Raw genomic sequence first — 24,387 nt, 5'->3', positions numbered from 1 at the left:
GGTTCTACAACAACACCGCACCAATCAACCCGCAAACAATCCCCACCAGCATGGTCAGCACGGCCACGGTCACCAGCACCCGGGCATCGAAGTCTTTGCGCAGCATCAGCAGCGACGGCAGGCTGATGCTCGGCAGGGTCATCAGTAGCGCCACCGCCGGCCCGGTGCCCAGGCCCAGGGTCATCATGGTCTGGACGATGGGGATCTCTGCCGCCGTGGGGATCACGAACAGGGTCCCGGCAATCGCCAGCGGCACCAGCCACCACAGGCTGTCACCCATGGCGCCGTCGATATGGGGGAACAGCCAGACCCGCGCCGCGCCCAGCACCAGTACCGCCAGCACGTAGATCGGAATGGTGCTCCAGAACAGTTGCCACAGGGTCTTGCCCCAGCGGCTGAGGAACGGCTGGTCGTTCAGCGTGCTGGCTTCCACCACCGCATCCACCGCGGCTTCGGGCAGTTGCTCGGGGCCGGCGACCCGTTGCGCCACCAGGGACACGCCGAGCACCAGGACAATGCCCGCCACCAGGCGCAGGGCGGAAAAGCCCCAGCCCAAAACAAAGCCCATGAACACCAGGGTGGCCGGGTTGAGCACCGGGTTGGCGATCCAGAACGCCAGCGCCGCGCCTACCGAAACCTTCTGCCGTCGCAACCCAGCGGCCACCGGCGCGGCGCAGCAGGAACACATCATGCCTGGCAGGGCGAACAGCCCGCCGCGCAGGGTCGAGCCGAAACCGGCGCGGCCGAACAGGCGCAGCAGCCAATCCCGGGGAATCAATACCTGCAACAGGGAACCCAGGATCACCGCCAGCACCGCGGCTTTCCAGATGGCCAGGAAGTACACCTGGGAATAGGCCAGGGCGGCGCTCCAGGGCGAGCTTTGCTGATCGTTGAGGATCGACGCGCCGATGCTGTGGCTGTCGGCGGCGACAAAGGCCTTGAGGTAGTAGGGCGACCACTTCACGTAATACAGGCCGATGGCGGCGACCAGCAGGAACAGCAGGGGTTTGCACCAGAACGCCCAGCCGCGGTTGGGCTGGGTGGAGGCGAGGTTGGACATGAAAGGTATTCCGCACGAGGACAATAAGCGCGAATTGTAGCCGTTGGCGCCGGCGCGCCGCGAACCGATCTCGTCCGGCCTTGCCTGGCGATACCCCGTCGGGAGCTCATCGGCCTTGAGAACGCCGCGTCCCTACGGGCCATTCGTCCGAACGCGGCCCGAGCCTGCGGCAGCGGCTACACCAATTTCGGATCGGCACTGGCCCTGTAGCCGCTGCCGAGCGTCAGCGGGGAGCGATTTTCAGAGGGTGCGAATCGAGGTACGGATGGCCCGGGCGCATTCGATCACCGAGGGCGCGAGCTTGCGTTCGGCTTCTTCCAGGGTCCAGCGGCTGCTGGGCACCACCACGTGCACCGCGGCCACCGGCAGGCCCTGGCTGCCGAGGATCGGCGCGGCAATGCTCATGTCCCCCAGGAACAGCTCCTCGGGGTTCAGGGCGTAGCCGCGGCGTTGGGTGGCGTCGATCTCGCGCTGGATGTCCGCCAGTTCGGTCAGGGTGTGCCGGGTGTGGGCCTTGCGCTCGCTGGCTTCGAGAATCTGGGTGGCCTCGGCGGCGGGCAGGGCGCTGAGGTAGGCGCGGCCCGAGCCGGTGCAGTACATCGGGATACGGCTGCCGATGGGCATGTGGATGGGGATGAACTTGGGCGCCACGAAGCGCGCCACATAGACCATGTCCAGGCCATCGGGCTCGGTGAGGTTGGTGGTTTCTCCGGTGACCTGAGCCAGCTCGGCGAGGAAGGGGTTGGCCACGTCCACCAGGGTGTCGGCGGCCAGGTAGTTGTAGCCGATCTCCATCACCCGCGGGGTCAGCTGGAAGCGCTTGGTCTGCGGGTGCTTACGCACGTAGCCCAGCTGTTCCAGGGTGTGGATCATGCGCTGCGCCGAGCTTTTGTTGATGTCGGCGGCCGCGGCGATTTCCGCCAGGTTCATGGTCCGTTGCGCGGCGTTGAAGGCCCGCAGCACTGCCAGGCCCTTCTCCAGTGACTGGTTGAAAAGGGAGTTGTTGTTATCGCTCATGACCAGTCCTTTCAGGCTATTTTGTGTTTTAAATATCGATATTCGATATTTATAAATCTCTTTACGATTTTTGTAAATTGTTTATAGTCGGGCTCATGCCTCCTGCCTTCCACACCAGAGGCTATCCATCACGGACTTCAAACAATAAAACCGTCCAATGGGAGATCCGCCATGCACACCCGCACTCGCGTCCTTGCACCCGCTGTTTTCGCATTCTGTTGCGCCCTTGGCCTGGGCCTTTCGGCGTCGGCCCAGGCCGAGCCGCTGTACAAGGTCGGGGCCACCGCCACCGGCATTCCCTTTACCTTCCTTGACGTCAAGAGCCAGAGCATCGAGGGCATGATGATCGATGCCGCCCGGGCCGTGGGCAAGGCCGGTGGTTTCGCTGTGGACATCCAGCAGACCACCTTCGCCGCACTGATCCCGTCCCTGACCTCGAACAAGATCGACATCATCTCCGCGGCGATGCTGCGCACCCCGGTGCGCGAGAAAGTGGTGCAGTACTCCGACCCGGTGTTCAGCTACGGCGAGGGCCTGATCGTCAAGGCCGATGACGCCAGCGACTACCGCCGCATGGAGGACCTGGCCGGGGAAACCGTCGGCGCCCAGGTCGGCACGGTGTTTATCGACGAGTTGAACAAGCGCGGGATCTTCAAGGAAGTGCGCGGCTACGACTCGATTCCCGACCTGATGCGCGACCTGGCCCTGGGACGGATCAAGGCCGGTTTCGCCGACCGGCCGATCCTCGCCTACCAACTGGCCCAGGGCACCCAGAACAAGGTGCGGCTGGTCAAGGGCTACCAGCCGGTGGTCATGGGCGATGTCTGCCTGATCGTGCGCAAGGGCGATGCCCAGACCCTGGCCGAGGTCAATCGCGGGATCGCCGCGATCAAGGCCGACGGCACCCTGGAGCGCATCATCGAGCACTGGAAGCTCAACTGATCCAGTCGCGACCCGGCGCCTGGCCCGGGTCCCTTTCCAGCTGATTAAACGGGTCTCTCCATGTTTCTCCAGAACGCTCTGGACTTCCTGCCCATTCTGTTGAAAGGCGCAGTGGTCACCCTGCAGGTCACCGTTGGCTCCTTCGTGCTCAGCTCGCTGATCGGCCTGGTCTTCGCCTTGATGATGGTGTCCAAGGTGCGCTCGGTGGCGTTGTTCGCCATCGGCGTGGTCAACGTCATTCGCGGGCTGCCGATCATCGTCCAGCTGTTTTACATCTACTTCGTGCTGCCGGATTTCGGCATCCAGCTCACCGCCATGCAGGCCGGGGTGATCGGCCTGGGCATCGCCTACTCGGCGTACCAGGCGGAAAACTTCCGCGCCGGTATCCAGGCCATTCACCAGGGGCAGATCGAGGCCGCCGAATCCATCGGCATGCGCGGGCCGATGATCATGCGTCGGGTGGTGCTGCCCCAGGCCCTGCGCATCGCCTTGCCGCCCTATGGCAACACCCTGGTGATGATGCTCAAGGACTCGTCCCTGGTGTCCACCATCACCGTGGCCGAGATGACCCGGGCCGGGCAACTGATCGCTTCCTCGACCTTCGAGAACATGACCGTCTACACCCTGGTGGCCTTGCTCTACCTGGCCCTGAGCCTGCCGCTGTCCTTTGCCCTGCGCCGCCTGGAGGCGCGCATCAGCACCCGGAGAAAGCCATGATCCAGATCAAGGGCGTACACAAGAGCTTTGGCAACGTGGCGGTGCTCGAAGGCATCGACCTACAGGTGCACAGCGGTGAAGTGGTGTGCCTGATCGGGCCTTCCGGGTCCGGCAAGTCGACCCTGCTGCGCTGCATCAACGGCCTGGAAAGCTACGAGCAGGGCGACATCCTGGTGAGCGGGGCGCGGGTCGACCGGCAGGCCAAGAGCATCCATGAACTGCGTACCCGGGTGGCCATGGTGTTCCAGCGCTTCAACCTGTTTCCCCATCGCACGGCCTTGCAGAACGTCACCGAGGGGCCGATCTACGTCAAGAAACAGGACCCCCGCCAAGCACGCCTGCGGGCCGAGGCCCTGCTGGAAAAGGTCGGCCTGGCCCATCGCATGCACGCCTACCCGGACGAGCTCTCCGGCGGCCAGCAGCAGCGGGTGGCCATCGCCCGGGCACTGGCCATGGACCCGGAGGCGATCCTCTTTGACGAGCCGACCTCGGCCCTGGACCCGGAACTGGTGGGCGAGGTGCTGGCGGTGATGCGCAAGCTGGCCGACGAGGGCATGACCATGATTGTGGTCACCCATGAAATGGGCTTTGCCCAGGACGTGGCGGATCAGGTGTGCTTCCTCCACAGCGGGCGCATCGTCGAGGCCGGCCCGGCCCGAACCGTGCTCAGCACCCCGAGCCACCCGCGCACCCAGGATTTTCTGCGGCGCTTGCTCAACCAGGGCGCGGAGGTGCAGGCATGAGCGCGTCCCAGCTCCTGCGCATGCCGCCCTCGCTGTGGGCGGCCACGGCCATGCCGGCCGAGCACACCCCGGCCCTGGCCGAGGACCGGGAGGTCGATGTGGCGATTGTCGGCGCCGGCTACACCGGGTTGGTGAGTGCCCTGCGCCTGGCCCAGAGCGGTGCCAGCGTCTGTGTGCTGGATGCCGGCGAGCCCGGCTGGGGCGCCTCCGGGCGCAACGGTGGGCAGGTGATCCCCGGGCTCAAGTTCGACCCCGAGCCACTGCTGGCCAAGTTCGGCCCGGTGCAGGGCCAGGCGCTGGTCGATGCCGTGGGGGGCGCGGCCGATGAAGTGTTCGAGCTGATCAAGGAACACGGCATTCGCTGCGACGCCACCCGCAAGGGCTGGATCCAGCCGGCGTTTTCCGGCGCCGCGATGCACACCCTGGAGCAGCGCGCCGAGCAGTGGCGCCAGCGCGGCGTGGCCGTGGAGTTGCTGGACAAGGCGGCGGTGAGCCAGCGCATCGGCAGCTCGCAATACCTGGGCGGCTGGGTCGACCCGCGGGCCGGCAGCCTGCACCCGCTGAACTACGCCCGGGGCCTGGCCCGGGTGGCGATGGGGCTGGGGGTGAGCATTCACGGCCAGAGCCGGGTGCGGCAACTGCGGCGCGACGGCGGGCGCTGGACCCTGGAGACCGACCGCGGCGCGCGGGTGCGCGCCTCGAAGGTGCTGCTGGCCACCAATGGCTACACCGACGACTTGTGGCCGGGGTTGCGCCAGACGGTGATCGCCGCCAACAGTTTCATCATCGCCACCCGGCCGCTGCCGGCCGAGCTGCGCCAGAGCATCCTGCCGGGCGGCGAGGTGTGTTCCGATGCCCGGCGCCTGCTGCTGTATTTCAAGCAGGACGCCCAGGGGCGCCTGCTGCTGGGCGGGCGCGGGCCGTTTTCCGAGCCGCGCCGGGATGCCGACTGGAACCACCTGGAGCGCTCGTTGCTGAACCTGTTTCCGCAATTGGCGGGGGTCCCCATCGAGTATCGCTGGAGCGGGCGCGTGGCCCTGACCCCGAGTTTTCTGCCGCAGTTGCACGAGCCGGCGCCGGGGCTGTCGATCCTGCTGGGCTACAACGGGCGCGGCATTGCCTTGTCGACCCTGCTGGGCAGGCACCTGGCGGCGCGGCTGACGGGAGCGGGGCAGGGTTTTCCGTTCCCGGTCACGCCGTTGCGGCCGATTCCGCTGCACGGCCTGCAACGCCTCTACCTGGGGGCGGGGATTGCCTGGTACCGGTTGCTCGACGCCCTGGGCTGATCAGCTCGGACAATCCTGCTCGCCGCCGTCCAGGCCCTGCTTATAGCTCTGGCTGCGCAGGCTGGCCTTGCCGTTGCGCCAGGTCAGGGTCAGCACGTACAGCGAGTCGAAGTCGCTGGAGGCCCAGTCTTCGGTGATCGGCTGCTGTTGGCCCACGGCTTCTTCGGCGACCTTGTTGATCAGCTCCGGCAGGTAGCCGTGGGACCAGGCGGTGTAGATGGTCGCGTTGTGGTAGCGGTCATGCAGCAGCTCGTCCGCCAGGTCGCTGGTGTCATTGGCGGCAAAGTCGATGTTCACCGGCAGGCCGAGCTTGATGGCGCTGGGGCTGATGGTCATCAGCGGGCGGATGTAGCTGTAGGAGTTGTCCAGCTCGCCTTCCTCGACGTTGCGCGTGGGGTCGGCGGCGAACACGTACTGCGCCTTGCCGAATTTCTCCGGCAGCAGCGAGGCCAGGTCGATGGCCCGGTTCAGGCCCTGGCAGTTGAGCTGGCCGAGGCCGCCGGCAGGTTTTTCCGCGTGGCGCAGGAACACCAGGGTCTGGGTGCCGTCCACCGGTTGCGCGCGGCTGGCGCTGGATTCCAGGGACAGGCACAGGGCGCTGCCCAGCAACAGGGCCGGCAACGGCAGGTAGCGGCGGTGCTTGAAGTGGCGGGCAAGGCGGCGGGGCAGGTTCATGGTGCGGTCATTCTTCAAGTGCAATGCGTGAGGCTGACAAACCCATGTTCCCTGTCGTTGCTCGTGGCCTGATCGGGCCGTGGCTTATGAGTCCCTGAACGGCTTTTGGTTCGATTGCAGGCAGCTTAGGCGCTGCATGTTGCCGATTTAAGAAAACCCGGCGGATAATTCCCTGCCGTTGCCCATCCGGGGCGCCGCCCCCTTTGATTGAGACTGGAAGCCTGTCATGAGCGATCTTTCCGCCTTTGCCGTCACCCAGAAATGGCCTGCGCAGTTCCCTGAGTGGATTCAGTTGTATTCCTTGCCGACCCCCAACGGGGTCAAGGTCTCGATCATGCTCGAAGAGATCGGCCTGCCCTACGAGGCGCACCGGGTCAGCTTCGAGACCCAGGACCAGATGACCCCGGAGTTCCTCAGTGTCAGCCCGAACAACAAGATCCCGGCGATTCTCGACCCCCACGGCCCGGGGGACCAGCCGCTGGCGCTGTTCGAGTCGGGAGCGATCCTGATCTACCTGGCGGACAAGAGCGGGCAACTGCTGGCCCAGGAGTCGGCGGCGCGTTATGAAACCATCCAGTGGCTGATGTTCCAGATGGGTGGCATCGGCCCGATGTTCGGGCAGGTGGGGTTCTTCAACAAGTTTGCCGGCAGGGAGTACGAGGACAAGCGGCCGCTGGAGCGCTACGTGAACGAGGCCAAGCGTCTGCTGGGGGTGCTGGACAAGCACCTGGGGGGGCGCGAGTGGATCATGGGCGAGCGCTACACCATTGCCGATATCGCGACCTTTCCGTGGATTCGCAATCTGATCGGGTTCTATGAGGCGGGTGAGTTGGTGGGCTTCGACAACTTTCCCGAGGTCAAGCGAGTGCTGGCCAAATTCGTGGCGCGCCCGGCGGTGATCCGCGGGTTGGAGATTCCCAAGGTTTCTTGACGCACGCACGCCCTGTAGCCGCTGCCGCAGGCTGCGCACAAGCGCAGCGGTCGCGGTTATCCCAAGAACGCCAGGGGTGTGTCTGGGGGCGCCAAGCCAGGGCCTGCATACCGAACGCAGCCCGCTCTTTCGCAGCCTGGCCCTGGCTCGGCTGCGGCTACAGCCAACGTTGCGCCTTATAACGCTGGGCCTTATCAAGAAACAGGAATTGTTGCATGCGCCCCTTAAGTTTCAAGCAAGTCGATGTCTTCAGCTCGGCGCCCCTCAAAGGCAACCCCTTGGCCGTGGTATTCAACGCCGACGAGCTCAGCACCGAGCGCATGGCCACCTTCGCCACCTGGACCAACCTCAGCGAAACCACCTTTCTGCTCCAGCCCCGCGATCCCCGGGCCGACTACCGCCTGCGGATCTTCACCACCAACCAGGAATTGCCCTTCGCCGGCCACCCGACCCTGGGCAGTTGCCACGCCTGGCTCGAAGCCGGCGGCGTGCCCCGGGGCGAGGAGATCATCCAGGAGTGCGAAGTGGGCCTGGTGCGCATCCGCCGCCAGGGCAATCAGCTGGCCTTTCTCGCGCCGCCGCTGCTCAAGGCCGGCCCTGTGGAGCCCGAGGTGCTGGAGCAGGTGCGCCGTGGTCTGCGCCTTACGCCCGGGGACATCGTGCAGGCGCAGTGGGTCGACAACGGCGCCGGCTGGCTAGCGGTGATGCTCGGCGAACGCCAGCAGGTGCTGGACCTGCAACCTGACTACCCGGCGCTGATCGGTCTGGCGGTCGGGGTGATCGCGCCCTGTGACCCCGAGCGCGATGACAGCGACGCGCAGTTCGAGGTACGGGCCTTTATCGCCGGTGATGGCATGCCCGAAGACCCCGCCACCGGCAGCCTCAATGCCGGCATCGCCCAGTGGTTGCTGGGCGCCGGGCTGGCACCGGCGCGCTACCGGGTCAGCCAGGGCCTGAGCATGGGGCGGGCAGGGCGGATTGACGTGGAACAGATCGGCGATGAAATCTGGATCGGCGGCACGGCGCGAACCTGCATCGAAGGGCACCTACGGCTTTCCCCAAGCAGTGAGCAAACGTGCGAGAACACACCTTCGCCCACTGGACCGAGTCATCCATGAGCGCGCTGACACCTGGCGATTTTGCAGGCACCGGCACGCACAAACCGGCACGGCGCCTGTGCGCCTGGGCCCAGTTTGGGCCCTGGAAGGGGGGGCTGCTGCGGGCCGGCCTGGTGAGTTTGCTGGCCCTTGAGCCCCTGCTTTGCAGCGCAGAAACCACGGCAGTCAAACAACAGCCCGGCCCGGCAACCTTGCCTGGCAAGGCACCGGGGAGCGAATCCGCGGCATCTGCCAGCGTGGCGGCCACGCCAGGGAACAAGGGCGTGGCGGTGAATGCCACGTGCAACCTGCCAGTCAAGCCATCGGCCGGCAAAGTCGTGGAAATTTATTGGACCCAGGGCCCGGAAAATCGTCGCGTTGTGGGCCGCGAGGCTGACCATTACGTCGATCTCAATCTGATCGTTAAAACTGTGGGTTACCGGCCTGGCGAGTGCATCGAAGCGACGATTCAGTCCGAAAATGCTGCCGATGAAATTGCAGACTCGGTCAAGAAAATCGTGCTCAGGGGAAAGGTTGACGAAACCGGCCTGGCCTACTTCAAAACGCCTCTGAAGGACTACACCCTCAATTTGCAGGGCAGCGAGCCGTAGTGCGCAACCGTGCGAGAAACAAGCGCCGCTGTCAGCGGCCCACCGCAAGAGTGGTCGCGCGCAGGTTTTTCAATGGCTGCTGCTGTTGCGTCAGATGGTCGCAGGCTGGCCGCATCGCGTGGCCGACACCCGTGGATCGCCGGGCCTTAAGGGCATTGTTACGGCTTGGGCAAGACTCTCTTGAGCCGTGCGGGTTTGTACCGGGGCGTCTCTGGGCATAAGCTTTCAGCCTTTTTTCGCCATAGCTCGTGTTGTTTCGCGCTCAGCCTTAGGAAAAATCATGTCCAGCCAGTTCCCAGAAGCCCGTCCCCGCCGCCTGCGTCGCTCCGAACAACTGCGCAGCCTGTTCCAGGAAACCGAATTCACCCTCAACGACCTGGTGCTGCCGATTTTCGTCGAGGAAGAAATCGACGATTTCGTGCCGATCAAGAGCATGCCCGGGGTGATGCGCATTCCCGAATCCAGGCTGGCCGGGGAGATCGAGCGCTACGCCCGCGCCGGGATCAAGTCGGTGATGACCTTCGGTGTCTCCCACCACCTGGACTGCGACGGCAGCGACACCTGGAAGGAAAACGGCCTGGTGTCGCGCATGTCGCGCATCGCCAAGGACGCTGTGCCGGAAATGATCGTGATGTCCGACACCTGCTTCTGCGAATACACCGAGCACGGCCACTGTGGCGTGATGCACGGCCATGAAGTGGACAACGACCAGACCCTGATCAACCTCGGCAAGCAGGCGGTGGCCGCGGCCCGTGCTGGCGCCGATGTGATCGCGCCGTCGGCGGCCATGGACGGTCAGGTCCAGGCCATCCGCCGCGCCCTGGACGCCGCCGGCTTCACCCAGACGCCGATCATGGCCTATTCCACCAAGTTCGCTTCGGCGCTCTATGGCCCGTTCCGTGAAGCCGGCGGCAGCGCGCTCAAGGGCGATCGCAAGAGCTACCAGATGAACCCGATGAACCGCCGCGAAGCGGTGCGCGAGTCCTTGTTGGACGAGCAGGAAGGCGCCGACTCGCTGATGGTCAAGCCCGCCGGGGCCTACCTGGACATCATCCGCGACATCCGCGAGGCCTCGCGCCTGCCGGTGGCGGCATACCAGGTCAGCGGCGAGTACGCGATGATCAAGTTCGGCGCCCAGGCCGGCGCCATCGACGAGCAGCGGGTGGTGCGCGAAACCCTGGGTTCGATCAAGCGCGCCGGCGCCGATCTGATCTTCACCTACTTCGCCATGGACCTGGCCCTGGCCGGGATCTGACCAGGCCCCCGCAGTACCGCCACGAACGTCGCCCGGCGTTCGTGGCTATTGCCAAGACTTCCGTCTCTACATGACAATGCGATTCATTATCAAATATGAATCCTTACTGTCATGCCCGCCGACGACTTATCCCTGCGCTGTGCCGTCACCGACCTCTACACCCATCACCATGGCTGGTTGCAGGGCTGGTTGCGCCAGCGCCTGGGCAACGCCTTCGATGCCGCCGACCTGGCCCAGGACACCTTCGTGCGGGTGCTCAAGGCGCGCAACGCAGTGGAGATCCGTGAGCCGCGGCCCTACCTGTCGCGCATTGCCCGGGGCCTGCTGATCGATCTGTTTCGCCGGCGTTCCCTGGAGCAGGCCTACCTCGAAGCCCTGGCCCTGGTGCCCGAGGGCGAGCACCCGTCGCCGGAGGAGCAGAGCGTGCTGTTCCAGGCGTTGATGGAAATCGACCGTCTGCTGGATGGCCTGGGGCCCAAGGTGAAACAGGCTTTCCTGCTATCCCAGTGCGATGGCCTGACCTACGAACAGATCGCCGAGCGCCTGCAGATTTCCGTGCGCAGCGTGAGCAACTACATGGCCAAGGCCATGGAGCATTGCTGCCTGATGCAGATGCGGATGCAGCTGTCATGAGTTTCGCCGGCCTGCAACTGAGCGTCGGCGAGCGCCAGGCCATCAGCGGCGCGGCACGCTGGTACGCGCAATTGCGCTCCGGCAGCGCCAGCGAGCAGGAGCAGGCTGCCTGGCGCGAATGGCTGGCCGCCGACCCCTTGCACCGCCAGGCGTGGGAGCGCATGCAGCAACTGGGCGAGCAGATGTCGGCGCTGCCCGGTGGCCTGGCCGGTTCCACCTTGCGCGGGGCAGGGCGCTCGCGCCGCGAGCTGATGCGCAACCTGGTGGTGCTGGCCTCGGCCGGTTCCCTGGGTTGGCTGGGCTGGCGCAGCGACAGTGCCCAGCAACTGCTGGCCGATTATCGGACCCAGATCGGCGAGCGCCGGCAAGTGCGCCTGGCGGACGGCACTTCGCTGCTGCTCAATACCAACACCTCGATCAACGTGCAGTTCGACAGCCAGCAACGCGAGGTGCAGCTGTTGTGGGGCGAGATGCTGGTCAGCACCGCTGCCGATCCCTTGCAGCGGCCGTTCCGGGTCTTCACCCGGGACGCCGAGGTGCTGGCCCTGGGCACTCGCTTCGTGTTGCGCAGCGATGAGCGTGAGGAGCAGGTGGCGGTACTGGAACACGCGGTGCAGGTCAGCCTGGGCGCAGGCAGCGCGCCGCGCCGGGTCGAGGCCGGCCAGCAACTGGCGTTCAGCGCCAGGGGCTTTGCCGCGCTGCGGCCCAACGATGCCGCGGTGGGTGCCTGGCGCCAGGGCAGCATCATCGCCATCGACCGGCCCCTGGGGGAATTGCTGGCCGACCTGTCGCGCTACCGCCGCGGGGTTGTGCAGTGCGATCCGCAGATTGCCGGGCTGAAGATCTCCGGGGCTTTTCCCATCGATGACACCGACCGCGCCCTGGCGGCGCTGGAAAGCGGTTTCTCCCTGCAGATCAAGCGCTACACCCGCTACTGGGTACGGGTTTCCGATAGCCGCGTGGGTTGAATCCGCGGGGCGAAAAAAATTCAAGGGTCTTTGCATGTTTGCCCTTCCTGGTCCGGCTTATCCCCCAGTGGATTCATTTTCGTTAGCGGGGAAGGCAAAGCATGTCTGATGTTCACAAGTCGAAGTTGGCCCAGGCAATCAAGGTCGGGCTCTGGGGGGCACTGGCGGTCTACGGGGCGGCACTGCTGCCGTTGACCGCGGTGGCGGCCAGCGAACAGACCGCGGTGCGCCGCTTCGATATTGCCGCCGGTGACCTGACCGAGGTGCTGAGCCGTTACGCCAGCGCGGCCGGCGCGGCCATTTCCTTCGATGCCCGGCAGACCGCCGGCCTGCGTTCGGCGGGGCTCAAGGGTGAATACGGGGTACAGGAAGGCTTTGCGCGGATTCTCGCCGGCAGCGGCTGGCAGGCCGAGCCCCAGAGCAACGGCAGCTTCGTGCTGCGCCCCGTGCCCCAGGGCAGCGGCGCTCTGGAGCTGGGCACCACCCAGGTGCAGGGCCAGGAGCTGGGGGCCACCACCGAGTATTCCGGTTCCTACACCACCGGCGCGGTCACCATCGGCAAGGGCCAGCATTCGCTCAAGGAAACCCCGCAGTCGGTGACCGTGATCACCCGCAAGATGCTCGATGACCAGAACCTCAACACCATTGACCAGGTGATGGAGAAGACCCCGGGCATCACCCTTTACGACTCGCCCATGGGTGGCAAGTATTTCTACTCCCGGGGCTTTCGCATGACCGGCCAGTACCAGTACGACGGCGTGCCCCTGGACATGGGGAGCAGCTACGTACAGGCCGACAGCTTCAGCAGCGACATGGCCTTCTATGACCGGGTGGAGATCCTGCGCGGCGCTGCCGGCATGCTCAAGGGCGCGGGCGGCACTGCCGGCTCGGTGAACTTCGTGCGCAAGCGCGGCCAGGCCACGCCCCACACCGAACTGACGATGTCCGCCGGCAGCTGGGACAACTACCGGGCCCAGGTGGACACCGGCGGGCCGTTGAACGATGCCGGTACCGTCCGTGGCCGGGCCGTGGTGACCCAGCAGACCCGGCAGTACTTCTACGACCTGGGGGATCGCAAGGATCAGGTCTACTACGGCGCCCTGGATTTCGACCTCAGCGACGCCACCACCCTGGGCCTGGGCATGGCCTATGAAGACGTCGACTCGCGCCCGTGCTGGGGCGGCCTGCCGCGCTACAGCGACGGCAGCGACCTCAAGCTGGGCCGTTCCACCTGCCTGAACACCGCCTGGAACAACTCGCGCAGCAAGCGCGCGACCTATTTCGCCGACCTGCGCCAGCAACTCAACGACGACTGGGCGCTGAAGGTGGCCGGGGTCTACAGCCGCAATACCCAGGACATCGAGTACGCCTTCCCCAGCGGTTCGGTGCCGGTGGGCGCCAGCCGCTCCAGCACCCTGATGCTGGGCAGCATCTACGACTACGACCAGGTGGACTACGGCTTCGACGCCTATGTCGACGGGCACTTCCAGGCCTTTGGCCAGGAGCACGAGCTGACCTTCGGCGCCAACGCCAGCCGCTCGATCAAGGACGACTTCTACGCCGTGGCCGTGTTGCCGCAGCGCCAGAACGTGCTGGACCCCGATCACCACCTGCCCAAGCCCGATGACAGCTACTACCAAAGCAACTCCACCCGGGGCGGCCCCACTGATCTGCAGATCCAGCAGCAAGGGCTGTATTCCACCCTGCGCCTGAAGCTCGCCGACCCGCTGACCCTGGTCATGGGCAGCCGGGTGAGCTGGTACAAGTCGCAGAACGATTCGGTGGCCTACTGGCGCGATACCCGCACCCCCAGCAGTGCCCGATCCAAGGAAACCGGCGAGGTCACGCCGTTCGCCGGGGTGCTGTACGACCTCAACGACAACCTCACGGCCTACGCCAGCTACTCCAGCATCTTCACCCCCCAGGGCAGCTATCGGACCCTGGACGGCGCCTCCCTCAAGCCCCTGATAGGCAAGAGCTACGAAGCGGGGATCAAGGGCGAGTGGTTCGACGGCCGCCTCAACAGCGCCTTGAGCCTGTTCCGCACGATTCAGCAAGACGCTGCCCAGGACGATCCGTTGTGCCCCGACAGCACCTGCTCGCTGAACTCGGGCAAGGTCCGCGCCCAGGGCGTTGAAGCCGAAGTCAGCGGTGAGGTGATCGAGCGCCTGCAAGTGCTGGCTGGCTACACCTACACCCAGACCAAGATCCTGGAGGATGCCGACGGCGCCAACACCGGCCTGGCGTACAACAGCTACGTGCCGCGGCACCTGCTGCGGGTCTGGGGCGACTACCAGCTGGGCGGTGCCCTGGAGCGCTTCACCGTGGGGGCCGGGGTCAACGCCCAGAGTGACAACTACCGGGTCTCGCCTACCAGCGGCAAGCACATCCGCCAGGCCGGCTATGCGATCTGGAACGGGCGCATCGGTTATCGCATCGACGACACCTGGTCCCTGGCGCTCAACGGCAACAACCTGCTGGACAAGCGCTACTACACCACCATCGGCACCGAAGGCTTCGGCAATTTCTACGGTGATCCGCGCAACTTCACCCTGTCGGTCAAGGCCGACTTCTAAGGCCCGGTGGCGGCCGCTCAGGCCTTCTGCACGGCCGCTTCAGGCCCCGGGCCCGGCGTCGAGCAAGGCCATGAAACGCTGCAGCTGTGGCGAAGGGTTGTCCCGGTGCCAGTTCATGTACAGCCCGATGCTTGGCCTGGGCTGCGTGCCCATGGCCCGCAGCGGGCGGTAGGCGACGCAGCCCTGCAGTACCGCATCGGCCATCGAGCGGGGCACCAGGGCCACGCCGAAACCGCAGCCCACCAGGCCCAGCTGGGTGTGGACCCGGGCCACTTCCTGGACCACCTTCGGGGTGAACCCGGCCGCGCTGCACAGCGCCATCAGCTGGTTGTGATAGCCGCTGCCCAGGGCCTGGGGCGTGAACACGAAGTCGTCGTTGGCCAGCTCCCGCAGGTCTACCTCTGGCGCCTGGGCCTGGGGGTGGTCGTGGGGCAGGGCGATGAGAATCGGTTCATCGAGGATCAAGCGCGAGGCTATCTGCCCTTCGGGCAGCGGCAGCTCACGCATGAACGCCAGGTCGATGTCGCCGCCGAGCAAGCCCTTGAGCTGCTCGGCCGAAGGCAGTTCCCGCAGTTCCAGGCGCACTTCGGGCAAGGCCTGGCGAAAGCCCCGCAGGCTGGCGAGCAAGCTGGGGTAGCCGGCCAGTGACAGGCTACTGACGCGCAGGCTGCCGGCCAGGCCCTGGGCAATATGGCGCGCCTGCTCGATGCCCTGTTCCAGGGTGGCCAGGGTGCGCCGGGCGCTGTGCAGAAAGTCCGCCCCGGCCGGCGTCAGGGCTACGCCTCGACGATTGCGCCGCAGCAGGCTGAAACCGAGTTTTTCCTCCAGGCGGGCGATGGCCTGGCTCAGGGGTGGCTGGGCCATGTGCAGGCGCGTGGCGGCCTTGTGAAAGTGCAGTTCCTCGGCGACGGCGATGAACTGGCGCAACAGGCGCGTTTCGATCATGGCGATGCTTCCTGGCTGGGGGCTGTGGGACTGTAAACCCCAAGGCCCATGGTTTCACAGCGAATTCATTGATATCAAAAACCTCTCACAGAGCCTGGAATTTAGTATTAAGTCACTGATTTTCATGCTGTTACCCTGGAATTCACACAGGAGTGAAGAGCATGGATTTCAGCGGCAGAACGGCGATTGTCACCGGTGCAGGGCGCGGCCTGGGCTTGAGTTATGCACGGGCCCTGGCCCGTCGTGGTGCCCAGGTGGTGATCAGCGATTGCGGCAGCGACGGCAGCGGTAGCGGGGCGGATGACAGTGTCGCCCATGATGCGGTGCGGGCCTTGCGGGCCAGCGGTGCCAGGGCGCTGGCCGACACCGCCGACCTGGGCACCGAGGCCGGTTGCCAGGGGCTGGTGCAGCGCACCCTGGAGGCCTTTGGCAGCCTGGATATCCTGATTCACAACGCCGGCTGGGTTGGCTACCAGGCGCTGGAGCAGACCGACGCCGGGTTTCTCGAGCGCATGCTGGGGGTCAACCTGTATGCGCCCATCTGGCTGGCCAGGCATGCCTGGCCCCATCTGCGGCAGTCCGCCGCACCGCGGCTGCTGTTGACCACCTCTGACCGTGCGCTGTACCCGGAATATGCCCAGCCGGGGCTGCTGGCCTACTGCGCGGGCAAGATGGCCCAGGTCGGGATCATGAATGCCCTGGGCCAGGAAGGGGCGGAGCACGGGATCCGGGTCAACGCGGTGTCGCCGGTGGCCAAGACCCGCATGTGGGGCGTCAGCGAGGAGCCGCCGGAGCTCAAGCCGGACTGGGTGACGCCGGGGGTGCTGTTTCTGGTCAGCGAGCAGTGCCAGGACAGCGGCTACATCCTGCGGGCCAGCAATGGCCAGTTCAGTGCCTGGCGCCCCCAGGAGGCCCCCGGTGTGGATTACCCCCGGGACCTGAAGCGGATCACGGCGGCCACGCCGGAGCAGTTCGCCCGGCGCTGGGGGCAGATCAAGCAGCCTTTCATCGGGGGATGAGGGAGGGGGCGGCGCTCTGCGGGGAAATCTCCCGTTCGCGGAAGTAGCGCTCCAGCACGCGCGGGTCGGCCGAGCGCTCGGCCAGGGCCACGTAGGTGTCCGGGCGCAGCAGGTAGAAGGCGTTGCGCGCCAGCCCCGCGGCGGCATGGGCCGGGCGCCAGTCGAAGGTGCGCAACGGCATCCGGTGCGCGCTGCACCAGTCGCGCACGGCGTCGCTGGTGACGCCGTAGACATGCACCTGCCAGCCCAGGTACTCCAGGCTGTCGAAGTTGTCGTGTTCACCGTCGTGCACCCAGGGCAGGCGGTCGCCGCCGTGCACCGGGCCGACGCCGCCAGCGCTCAGGGGCATGCCGCGGTAGTTCAGGGTGATCTGCGACACGGTACGGAAGAGAAACTCCCGGGCGCTGTCGAAGGCGGCGATCTTCGGCAGCAGCAGGGGCGCCAGGCGGGTGCGCGCCAGGTAGGCCACCGGGCCGTCGGCGGTGGCGAAGCTGAACACCCGGTCGGTGGTGGCCACCAGGCGCCGCGCGAACTCCATGCGTTCGGTGGCGTAGGTTTCCAGCAGGCGTTCGGCACTCTTGCCGCTCAGTACCGCTGCCAGTTTCCAGGCCAGGTTGATGGCGTCGCCGATCCCGGTGTTCATGCCCTGGCCGCCGGCCGGGCTGTGCACGTGGGCGGCGTCCCCGAGGAGGAACACCCGGCCGGTGCGAAATTGCTCGGCCACCCGGTGATGCACCTTGTAGGTGGAGAACCAGTTGACCTGGGCCACCTCGACCTTGAGCTGGCGCATGGCGCGCTGGCTGACATCCTCGAAGCGCAGGTTCTCCGGGTGCTCGGCACGTTCGTCGCGCACCGTGCCGATCAGCCGTGCGCGGCCGCTCTGGGCCAGGGGGAACACCGCGAGAAAGTCGGCGTCGTCCAGGTCCACGTGCAACTGGCCGTCGATGCTCGGGCCGCTGGCCTGCACATCCGCGACGTAGAACACCTGCTGATAGGTGCCGCCGGGAAAGCCGGTGCCCAGGGTCTTGCGCACCGTGGAGCGGGCGCCGTCGCAGCCGGCCAGGTAGAACGCCTGGCAGTGTTCTTCGCGCCCGTCGGGGCCGCGCAGGCGGGCGTTGATCAGGTGGCCGTGGTCGGTGAAGGCCAGCAGCTCGGTGTTGCGTTCGACCTCCACCCCCTGCAGCGCCAGGCGTTCGATCAGCAGTTGTTCGTGTTCGTCCTGAGGAAAGATCTGCAGGAAGGGGTAGGGCGTCAGGTCTTCGCCGATGGCATTGAACGGCAGGTGGGCGGCGCGCTCGCCCTTGACCCAGAGGTTCACCGCTGGCACATGGTGGCCGCGCTCGACGATGGCCCGGGTCAGGTCCAACTGGCGGTACAGCTCAAGGGTTCGCGCCTGCACTGCCAGGGCCCGGGAGGTAGTGCCCGGGCCCGGGGTCTTGTCGATGATCCGCACCTTGACCCCCTGCTGGCGCAGCCAGAGCGCCAGGACCAGGCCGGTGGGGCCGGCGCCGATGATCAGTACGTCGCTGCAATTCATGGGCTTGCCCTCGGTAGACGATCAAGGTCATGCAGGCGGCTGCCGCCGGGCTCAGCGCTGGGCGAAGGCCAGGTTCAGGCCGAGCCCGGCGAAGCTTGCGGCAAAGCTGCGGCGCAGCCAGTTCTGCACCTGGGGCGATTCGATCACCGCGGTGCGGAACAGGTTGGCCAGCAGGCCATAGAGCACGAACACGAAGAAGGTCATGGCCATGAACACGCCGCTCAGGAGCAGCATCTGCGGGATCGGGTCGCTGCCGTCATGGGCGATGAACTGGGGCAGGAAGGCCAGGAAGAAGAGGGTCAGCTTGGGGTTGAGGATATTCAGCAGGCAGGCCTTGAGCATCAGCGTGCCGGCGCCATGGCTGACGGCGTTGCTGTCCACGGCGAAGGCCGAGCGGTCGCGCCAGGTGGCGTAGGCCAGGTACAGCAGGTAGGCGACGCCGGCGAACTTCAGGCCCTGGAAGGCCAGCGCGCTGGAGTGCAGGATGGCCGACAGGCCGAGGATCGAGGCCAGCAGGTGCGGGACAATCCCGGCGGTGCAGCCGATGGCGGTGAACAGGCTGGCGCGCTTGCCGGCCACCAGGGCGGTGGAAATGGTCAGGATCACGCCGCTGCCGGGAATCAGCACGACGATCAGGCTGGTGATCAGGAAATCCAGGGTCAACATCCGGGCATCACTCCATTGAGGGCAGGCGCGGGTTCAGGGCTGGGCGCCACACCGAAGTCGGGGGTCATCAAAATACACCCAGCCACACCGCCAATAGAAGGATTTTAGCCTGTAGCCGCTGCTGAGCCCGCGAAGCTGCGTAAAGGTCCGCAGGACCTTGCCTGGCGATCTCCCGCCGAACGTGTAGAGGCCCCAGGATCGCGGCGTCTGCTACGACGGAGTGCCGCCCAAGCCGTTCGCAGCCTGCGGCAGCGGCTACAAGGGTCGCGGCGGGAACAGCGCTCGCATTCCTTGGTCGAACGCCCCAGCCGCTGCTTTACTTGCACGGCCCTCGCCCAGCCATTTCGCGGAGCCCCATGATTTCCTCTCGTCTTCTCAGTTGCTGCCTGGGCCTGTCGCTGCTGGCCGGTTGCGCCAGCCAGCGCGGCCCCCAGGCGCCGACGCTGACCCCGGAGCAGACCCAAGCGCGCATCCTGCGCCTGCTGCCGGCCCAGGTGGCGGACCGCCCGGGCTGGGCCCGGGACATCCAGGTGGCCTTCAGCGCCCAGGGCCTTGAGCCGAGCCAGAGCAACCTGTGCGCGGTGCTGGCGGTGACCGAGCAGGAATCCACCTTCCAGGTCGACCCGACGGTGCCGGGCCTGGGGCGCATTGCCCGGGAGGAAATCGACCGCCGCGCGGCCAAGGTGCATGTGCCGGCGCTGCTGGTCAGTGCGGCCCTGCAGGTGCGCGGGGCTGACGGCCAGTCCTACGGCCAGCGCCTGGCCAGGGCCCGTACCGAGAAGGAATTGAGTGCGATCTTCGATGACTTCATCGGCATGGTGCCCCTGGGCAAGACCCTGTTCGGCGGCTTCAACCCGGTGCACACCGGGGGCCCGATGCAGGTCAGCATCGAGTTCGCCCAGCAGCATGCCCAGGGCTATCCCTACCCGGTGCAGGACTCCATCCGTCATGAGGTCTTCAGCCGCCGCGGCGGCCTGTACTTCGGCATCGCCCACCTGTTGGGCTACCCGGTGGACTACCCGCAGCCGTTGTACCGTTTCGCCGATTTCAACGCCGGCTGGTACGCCAGCCGCAACGCGGCGTTCCAGAGCGCTGTGAGCCGGGCCAGCGGGATCCGGCTGGCGCTGGATGGCGACCTGATCCGCTACGGCTCCATCATGCCCGGCAGCACCGAACTGGCGGTGCGTACCCTGGGCAAGCAGCTGGGGCTGCGCAACCCGCAGATCCGCGCCCAGTTGGAGAAGGGCGACCGCCAGGACTTCGAAGAAACCGAGCTGTACCGTCAGGTGTTCGCCCTGGCCGATCGCACGGCGGGCAAGCCCGTACCGCGCCAGCAACTGCCGGGCATCGAACTCAAGAGCCCGAAGATCACCCGCCAGCTGACCACCGCCTGGTTCGCCAAACGGGTGGACGAACGCTACCAGCGCTGCCTGCAACGCCCACTGTAGGAGCTGGCTTGCCAGCGAAGGCGGCCGCCAGGGCGATGCAGGGCCTGAGGGCCTCTTCGCCGGCAAGCCGGCTCCCACAGGGGGGATTGTTGTGCGGGGCGCAGGTGCTTGCTTGTCAGGCCCGGGGGCGGCGTGGCAGGATGCGCCATGAATTTTTCCCGGCTCGTCTCCCGCCTTCATCACCATCGACCTCATCTCCGGGGCGGTGGTCGCTTGTGCGCGTCGAGCCGTCAGTCATCGAGCAATCGCGATCACTGACCTTCGATGAAAAAGACCAAGGCGCCCCACAAGGCGCCTTTTTTATTGCCTGTCAAAAAACCAGAGGAATGACCCATGACCATGTTACGTGGCACTCGAATGATCACCGGCGAACAAGCCGCCACCCTGCGCACCCTGGAAGGACGCTTCCGGAGCTGGCTTCATCGAAGCGGGCGCTGAAGAAGTCATTGTCCCGGCGCTGTGGGGCCAGGACACCTTTATCGAGAAGGCCGGCGGCAGCGAAGTCATCGGCCAGATGTGGGCCTTCAACGACAAGGCCGGGCGGCCTTGCTGCCTGATCCCGGAAGCCACCGCGCTGTTCCAGGAAACCGCCGGCGAGCTGCTGGCGGGGCGCGAGCAGGCGGCCTTTTTCTACGTTGCCCGCTGCTATCGCTACGAGCGGCCGCAAGCCGGGCGCTACCGCGAGTTCACCCAGTTGGGCCTGGAGATTCTCGGCCCCGATCCGCAGCGCGCCCTGGAGCAGGCGCGGGTGCTGTGCGTGGGCTTTCTCGACGCCTTGGGCCTGGAGTACCAGCTCAACCTCGGGGTCAAGCGCGGCCTGACCTACTACCTCAATGGCGAGGGTTTCGAAGTGCGCTGCCCGCGCCTGGGGGCGCAGCAGCAAGTGGTGGGGGCAGGCGCCTATCGCCAGGGAGCCGGCTTCGGCATTGGCCTGGAGCGCCTGCAACTGGCGCTGCAAGCCTGACCGCCTGCGTGCGGTAGGAGCTGGCTTGCCAGCGAAGGCGTTCGCCAGGGCGGTGCAAGGCTTGAGGGCCTCTTCGCCGGCAAGCCGGCTCCTACGGTGGGGTCAGGGGCGCCGGCGTACGAATTTGCGCCACAGCCAGACCCACAGCAGCACCAGGGGGAAGGCCAGGATCACGAAGGGCAGTACGTAGCTGCCTTTCTCCAGGGCCTCGGCGGTACCGTCGGCCAGGTTGTCCAGCAGGTTGCTGAAGGCACGCTTGAGGTTGGATTCGCGCTGGACGCCGTCGCTGGGCAGGAACTTCAGGGTCAGGAGGTTGGTGTCCAGGCGGCGTTGCTGGCCGGCGGCGGTCTGGGCCAGGGCCTGCAGGTCATTCTCGATGCCGGCCTGTTCCCGGCTCAGGGCAATCAGGTCGCTGACGCTGATGTCCTTGCGCGCTGCCAGTTCGTCCAGGCGCTGCTGCTGGGCCTTGAGCCGCTGCTGCTGGCGCTGCACGTCGGCCACGGCATCGGCCAGGTCTTCGGCGCTGGTGATGCGCTCGCCCAGTTCCGCGCCCTGGGAGGCCTGCTGGACGATGGGCTCCACACCGTCCGGGACGATGCGCAGTACGACCTGGGCGCGGTACTTGCCCTGTTCCAGGCGCAGGATATTGCACGGGCCGAACTGGGCTTTCTCGCAGGCTTCGCGGGTTTGCGCCAGGCGCGGCCCGATCTGCGCGGCCGGCAGTGACAGGGTCAGCTCATGCTCATAGGCCAATTGTGCGCCGGCCTTGCCCTGGGCCCCGCCCAAGGCCTCGGCGCTGCTGTTGTGGTCTGCGGGAGAGCAGGCGCTGAGGGCCAGGGCGCCGAACAGGGCCAGGGCCAGTCGACGGAATTTCGCAGGGTGATCGTCCTGATGCTGCATGGGGGCTCCTTGAGGGATGAATCGGCGACAGGGTCGCAGGTGCGCATCTTACCGTCGTTCGGGTAAAGACCACGATCCCGGCTTGGCTTATCGACGACAATTTTCCTGGCTGATGCTGATAGGCGCGGCGCGCTTTCAGGGCTACATCTTGGCAGCCGGGACGCCGGTGTTTCGGCGCAGATCAAGGAGCGCGTCATGCGCGAGTCGGCTATCCCCCCAGGCTTTGCCCCCTTGCCCCGCAGCAGCCCGCTGTTGGAGCTGATCGGCCCGGTCTACGGCTGCGGCAGTGGCAGTGAACTGCGCGTCGGCCTGCGGGCCGATGCCCGGCACGCCAACGGCCGGGGCACGGTGCATGGCGGCATCATCGCCACCCTGGCGGACATCGGCATGGGCTACGCCATGGCGTTTTCCAGCGATCCGCCCTTGCCGTTGATCACCGCTAGCATGACCCTCGACTACCTGGGCGCGGTGCAGGTCGGGGATTGGATCGAGGTGCGCCTGGAGCATGCCAAGCGTGGCCGGCAGATCGCCTTTGCCACCGTGGTGCTGCGGGTCGGCGAACGGGAAGTGGCCCGGGCCAGCGGCGTCTTCGCCGTCCCAACCGCCGCCCTGTAGCCGCTGCTGAGCCTGCGAAGCTGCGCGAAGGTCCGCAGGACCTTGCCTGGCGATCGCCAGCCGAACCTCTATCGATCTTGAAAACCCTGCGTCCCTTCGGGCCGTGCGCAGCCTGCGGCAGCGGCTACAGCTGTTTCCAATCCAGGCCGAAACGCGCCAGGTATTTGCGCAGGCGGTCGGCGTCGTTGGGGTTGGCCTTGCCCAGGCGTGACACGCCGAACAGCCGGCGTCCGGCCTCCGACAGGCTGTCGGCGCGGCGGCACTCGGCAATCACTGCCTTGAGTTGCAAGCGGTCGAACAGGTCCAGCTCCACATCGTCGCCCAGCAGTTTCTGCAGTTCGTCCTCTGGGTTCTCCAGCCCCCAGGCGTGACGCAGGCGCTGGATCTCTTCCTCGGCCTGGGCCTGGTCGATGCGCCCGCTGTCGGCCAGGGTGGCCATGCGGGTGATGGATGCCGACAGCTCGCGAAAGTTGCCCAGCCACGCCGCTTCGCTGGAGCTGGCAAAGGCCAGGTAGCGGCGCCGCGCTTCAAGGTTGAAGCGCACCAGTTGCCCTTGTTCCCGGGCGTGACGTTCCAGCTCGAAATCGATGTTCGGTTCGATGTCTTCGCGGCGCCCCGCCAGCCCCGGCAGGTTGAAGGTCCAGAGGTTGATCCGCGCATACAGGTCCTCGCGGAACAGGCCCTGGGCCACCCGGCCACGCAGGTCGCGGTGGGTGCCGGCGATGATCAGGAAGTCGCTCTGCACCTCCTGGTCCGAACCCATGGGAAAGAAGCGCTTCTCCTCGATGGCCTTGAGCAGCATGGCCTGTTCGTCCAGCCCCAGTTCACCGATCTCATCGAGAAACAGCATGCCGCCATCGGCCGCCCGCAGCAGGCCTTCGCGGGCATTCTGGGCGCCGGTGAAGGCGCCCTTGATATGGCCGAACAGTGCCGACATGGCACCGTCGCCGCGCAGGGTGGCGCAGTTGACCTCGACAAAGCGCCCCTGCACCTGGTGCCGGCCACGCTTGAGCTCATAGATGCGCCGGGCCAGGAACGACTTGCCGGCACCGGTGGGGCCGATCAGCAGCATCGGTGCCCTGGAGCGCACGGCGACCCGTTCGATCTGCTCGATGGAGCGGTTGAATGCGGGGTTGCGGGTGGCGATCCCGGACTTGAGGAAGGCCAGGCCTTCCAGGCGCTTGTGGGCAAAACGCGAGGCGATGCGGTCGTAGCGCGACAGGTCGAGGTCGATCAGGGCGTGGGTGCCGGTGGCGTGCTGGTCCGGGTCGCGGCGCCGCGCCGGCGAGGTCTGGATCAGCCGGGCAGGGAGGTAGCGCGCCTCGGTCAGCAGGAACCAGCAGATCTGCGCCACGTGGGTGCCGGTGGTGATGTGCACCAGGTAGTCCTCGCGCTCGGTGTCGAACGGGTAGGCGCTGGTGAAGTCGTGCAGGGCGCCGTACACCTCCTCGAAATCCCAGGGATTGTTCAGGCCCATGGGGTGCAGGCGCACCTCGGTTTCCGGCGACACCTGGCGCACGTCGTTGGCCACCCGTTCGGCCAGGCTGACATCCCGCGCGTCCAGGCCATGGATCAGCTCCAGGCGGTTGATCAGCACATCCTGCTGCTGGCACAGACCGACCGTGGGGCGCCAATGGCTCCAGCGGTTGGCACCCTTGCCGACGCGATCGAGGGTGGAACCGACAAAACCTATGGCGACCGTGGGCTTGTTCGACATGTTTATACCTGGAGATAAAAAACGATAAGAGAAGATATAAAATTATCGAGGCGTTTGTCTTGTCG

The 24,387-nt window shown here is 66.3% G+C and carries 23 protein-coding genes; 15 read left to right on the top strand and 8 right to left on the bottom strand.

Annotation, left to right across the window (positions count from 1 at the left end; all coding sequences use genetic code 11):
• Positions 1-4: 4 nt before the first annotated feature.
• Positions 5-1,060 carry a permease gene (locus KCG88_RS23160; protein ID WP_047336330.1) on the bottom strand — a complete coding sequence of 352 codons (1,056 nt, stop codon included), beginning with the start codon at positions 1,058-1,060 and terminating at the stop codon, positions 5-7.
• Between the two features lie 240 nt (positions 1,061-1,300).
• On the bottom strand, positions 1,301-2,077 hold the full coding sequence (locus tag KCG88_RS23155; RefSeq protein WP_016964561.1) for an IclR family transcriptional regulator: 777 nt from the start codon (positions 2,075-2,077) through the stop codon (positions 1,301-1,303).
• Positions 2,078-2,248: 171 nt separating this feature from the next.
• Between KCG88_RS23155 and KCG88_RS23150 the strand changes: the two genes are divergently transcribed.
• Genes KCG88_RS23150 through KCG88_RS23135 form a run of 4 tightly spaced genes read left to right on the top strand, consistent with a single transcriptional unit; the run spans position 2,249 to position 5,765 of the window.
• Complete coding sequence (locus tag KCG88_RS23150) at positions 2,249-3,019, top strand: ABC transporter substrate-binding protein (RefSeq protein ID WP_183000119.1); 771 nt, start codon at positions 2,249-2,251, stop codon at positions 3,017-3,019.
• 60 nt (positions 3,020-3,079) lie between these two features.
• Positions 3,080-3,736 carry an amino acid ABC transporter permease gene (locus KCG88_RS23145; RefSeq protein WP_011060581.1) on the top strand — a complete coding sequence of 219 codons (657 nt, stop codon included), beginning with the start codon at positions 3,080-3,082 and terminating at the stop codon, positions 3,734-3,736.
• On the top strand, positions 3,733-4,479 hold the full coding sequence (locus KCG88_RS23140) for an amino acid ABC transporter ATP-binding protein (RefSeq protein ID WP_011060582.1): 747 nt from the start codon (positions 3,733-3,735) through the stop codon (positions 4,477-4,479). Before KCG88_RS23145 ends, KCG88_RS23140 begins: the two co-directional genes overlap by 4 nt.
• Positions 4,476-5,765, top strand: coding sequence for an FAD-binding oxidoreductase (locus KCG88_RS23135; protein ID WP_210713173.1), 1,290 nt, complete (start codon positions 4,476-4,478; stop codon positions 5,763-5,765). Before KCG88_RS23140 ends, KCG88_RS23135 begins: the two co-directional genes overlap by 4 nt.
• Here the strand turns inward: KCG88_RS23135 and KCG88_RS23130 are convergent, their stop codons facing one another.
• The gene (locus KCG88_RS23130; protein ID WP_210713172.1) at positions 5,766-6,440 is read right to left on the bottom strand and encodes a histidine phosphatase family protein; all 675 of its coding nucleotides are present in this window, start codon (positions 6,438-6,440) and stop codon (positions 5,766-5,768) included. It abuts the gene before it with no gap.
• Positions 6,441-6,666: 226 nt separating this feature from the next.
• On the opposite strand from KCG88_RS23130, the gene KCG88_RS23125 reads away from it, so the two are divergent.
• The 7 genes from KCG88_RS23125 to KCG88_RS23095 all read left to right on the top strand — a co-directional run bounded on the left by KCG88_RS23125 (position 6,667) and on the right by KCG88_RS23095 (position 14,511).
• Positions 6,667-7,371, top strand: a complete 705-nt coding sequence (locus KCG88_RS23125; protein ID WP_047285667.1) for a glutathione binding-like protein — start codon at positions 6,667-6,669, stop codon at positions 7,369-7,371.
• A 215-nt stretch (positions 7,372-7,586) separates the two neighbouring features.
• Positions 7,587-8,489, top strand: coding sequence for a PhzF family phenazine biosynthesis protein (locus KCG88_RS23120; RefSeq protein ID WP_210713171.1), 903 nt, complete (start codon positions 7,587-7,589; stop codon positions 8,487-8,489).
• Positions 8,486-9,079, top strand: coding sequence for a hypothetical protein (locus tag KCG88_RS23115; RefSeq protein ID WP_210713170.1), 594 nt, complete (start codon positions 8,486-8,488; stop codon positions 9,077-9,079). Before KCG88_RS23120 ends, KCG88_RS23115 begins: the two co-directional genes overlap by 4 nt.
• Before the next feature lie 280 nt (positions 9,080-9,359).
• A complete protein-coding gene (gene hemB / locus KCG88_RS23110; RefSeq protein WP_047285672.1) occupies positions 9,360-10,334 on the top strand; it encodes a porphobilinogen synthase in 975 nt (324 codons plus the stop codon).
• A gap of 111 nt (positions 10,335-10,445) precedes the next feature.
• Entirely contained in the window at positions 10,446-10,967 is a 522-nt protein-coding gene (locus KCG88_RS23105; protein WP_015635079.1) for a sigma-70 family RNA polymerase sigma factor, read from the top strand.
• Entirely contained in the window at positions 10,964-11,935 is a 972-nt protein-coding gene (locus KCG88_RS23100; protein ID WP_210713169.1) for a FecR family protein, read from the top strand. Before KCG88_RS23105 ends, KCG88_RS23100 begins: the two co-directional genes overlap by 4 nt.
• A gap of 101 nt (positions 11,936-12,036) precedes the next feature.
• Positions 12,037-14,511 carry a TonB-dependent siderophore receptor gene (locus KCG88_RS23095; protein WP_210713168.1) on the top strand — a complete coding sequence of 825 codons (2,475 nt, stop codon included), beginning with the start codon at positions 12,037-12,039 and terminating at the stop codon, positions 14,509-14,511.
• Positions 14,512-14,550: 39 nt separating this feature from the next.
• Here the strand turns inward: KCG88_RS23095 and KCG88_RS23090 are convergent, their stop codons facing one another.
• Complete coding sequence (locus KCG88_RS23090) at positions 14,551-15,456, bottom strand: LysR substrate-binding domain-containing protein (RefSeq protein ID WP_210713167.1); 906 nt, start codon at positions 15,454-15,456, stop codon at positions 14,551-14,553.
• Between the two features lie 161 nt (positions 15,457-15,617).
• Here KCG88_RS23090 and KCG88_RS23085 point away from each other — a divergent pair, with 161 nt between their 5' ends.
• Positions 15,618-16,475 (top strand): SDR family NAD(P)-dependent oxidoreductase, encoded by an 858-nt coding sequence (locus tag KCG88_RS23085; protein ID WP_210713166.1) that lies wholly within the window; start codon positions 15,618-15,620, stop codon positions 16,473-16,475.
• Here KCG88_RS23085 and KCG88_RS23080 read toward each other — a convergent pair.
• Together KCG88_RS23080 and KCG88_RS23075 are read right to left on the bottom strand one after the other, a co-directional pair.
• Positions 16,462-18,012, bottom strand: a complete 1,551-nt coding sequence (locus tag KCG88_RS23080) for an FAD-dependent oxidoreductase (protein ID WP_210713165.1) — start codon at positions 18,010-18,012, stop codon at positions 16,462-16,464. The two genes, KCG88_RS23085 and KCG88_RS23080, sit on opposite strands and share 14 nt — an antisense overlap.
• 51 nt (positions 18,013-18,063) lie before the next feature.
• Entirely contained in the window at positions 18,064-18,678 is a 615-nt protein-coding gene (locus KCG88_RS23075; RefSeq protein ID WP_047285683.1) for a LysE family translocator, read from the bottom strand.
• A 356-nt stretch (positions 18,679-19,034) separates the two neighbouring features.
• Here KCG88_RS23075 and KCG88_RS23070 point away from each other — a divergent pair, with 356 nt between their 5' ends.
• Together KCG88_RS23070 and KCG88_RS23065 are read left to right on the top strand one after the other, a co-directional pair.
• Positions 19,035-20,126 carry a DUF1615 domain-containing protein gene (locus KCG88_RS23070; protein ID WP_047336343.1) on the top strand — a complete coding sequence of 364 codons (1,092 nt, stop codon included), beginning with the start codon at positions 19,035-19,037 and terminating at the stop codon, positions 20,124-20,126.
• 421 nt (positions 20,127-20,547) lie between these two features.
• Positions 20,548-21,090 carry an ATP phosphoribosyltransferase regulatory subunit gene (locus KCG88_RS23065; protein ID WP_047285687.1) on the top strand — a complete coding sequence of 181 codons (543 nt, stop codon included), beginning with the start codon at positions 20,548-20,550 and terminating at the stop codon, positions 21,088-21,090.
• Between the two features lie 102 nt (positions 21,091-21,192).
• Here KCG88_RS23065 and KCG88_RS23060 read toward each other — a convergent pair whose 3' ends face one another.
• Entirely contained in the window at positions 21,193-21,990 is a 798-nt protein-coding gene (locus KCG88_RS23060; protein ID WP_047285690.1) for a DUF4349 domain-containing protein, read from the bottom strand.
• A gap of 195 nt (positions 21,991-22,185) precedes the next feature.
• Here KCG88_RS23060 and KCG88_RS23055 point away from each other — a divergent pair, with 195 nt between their 5' ends.
• Positions 22,186-22,605 carry a PaaI family thioesterase gene (locus KCG88_RS23055; RefSeq protein WP_210713164.1) on the top strand — a complete coding sequence of 140 codons (420 nt, stop codon included), beginning with the start codon at positions 22,186-22,188 and terminating at the stop codon, positions 22,603-22,605.
• A gap of 124 nt (positions 22,606-22,729) precedes the next feature.
• Here KCG88_RS23055 and rtcR read toward each other — a convergent pair whose 3' ends face one another.
• Complete coding sequence (gene rtcR / locus KCG88_RS23050) at positions 22,730-24,322, bottom strand: RNA repair transcriptional activator RtcR (RefSeq protein WP_047285696.1); 1,593 nt, start codon at positions 24,320-24,322, stop codon at positions 22,730-22,732.
• Positions 24,323-24,387 lie beyond the last annotated feature (65 nt).

It is taken from the genome of Pseudomonas sp. MWU349 (assembly GCF_017947325.1).
GTDB classification, from domain to species: Bacteria; Pseudomonadota; Gammaproteobacteria; order Pseudomonadales; family Pseudomonadaceae; genus Aquipseudomonas; species Aquipseudomonas protegens.
This window is presented reverse-complemented; position numbering and strand designations above follow the sequence as displayed.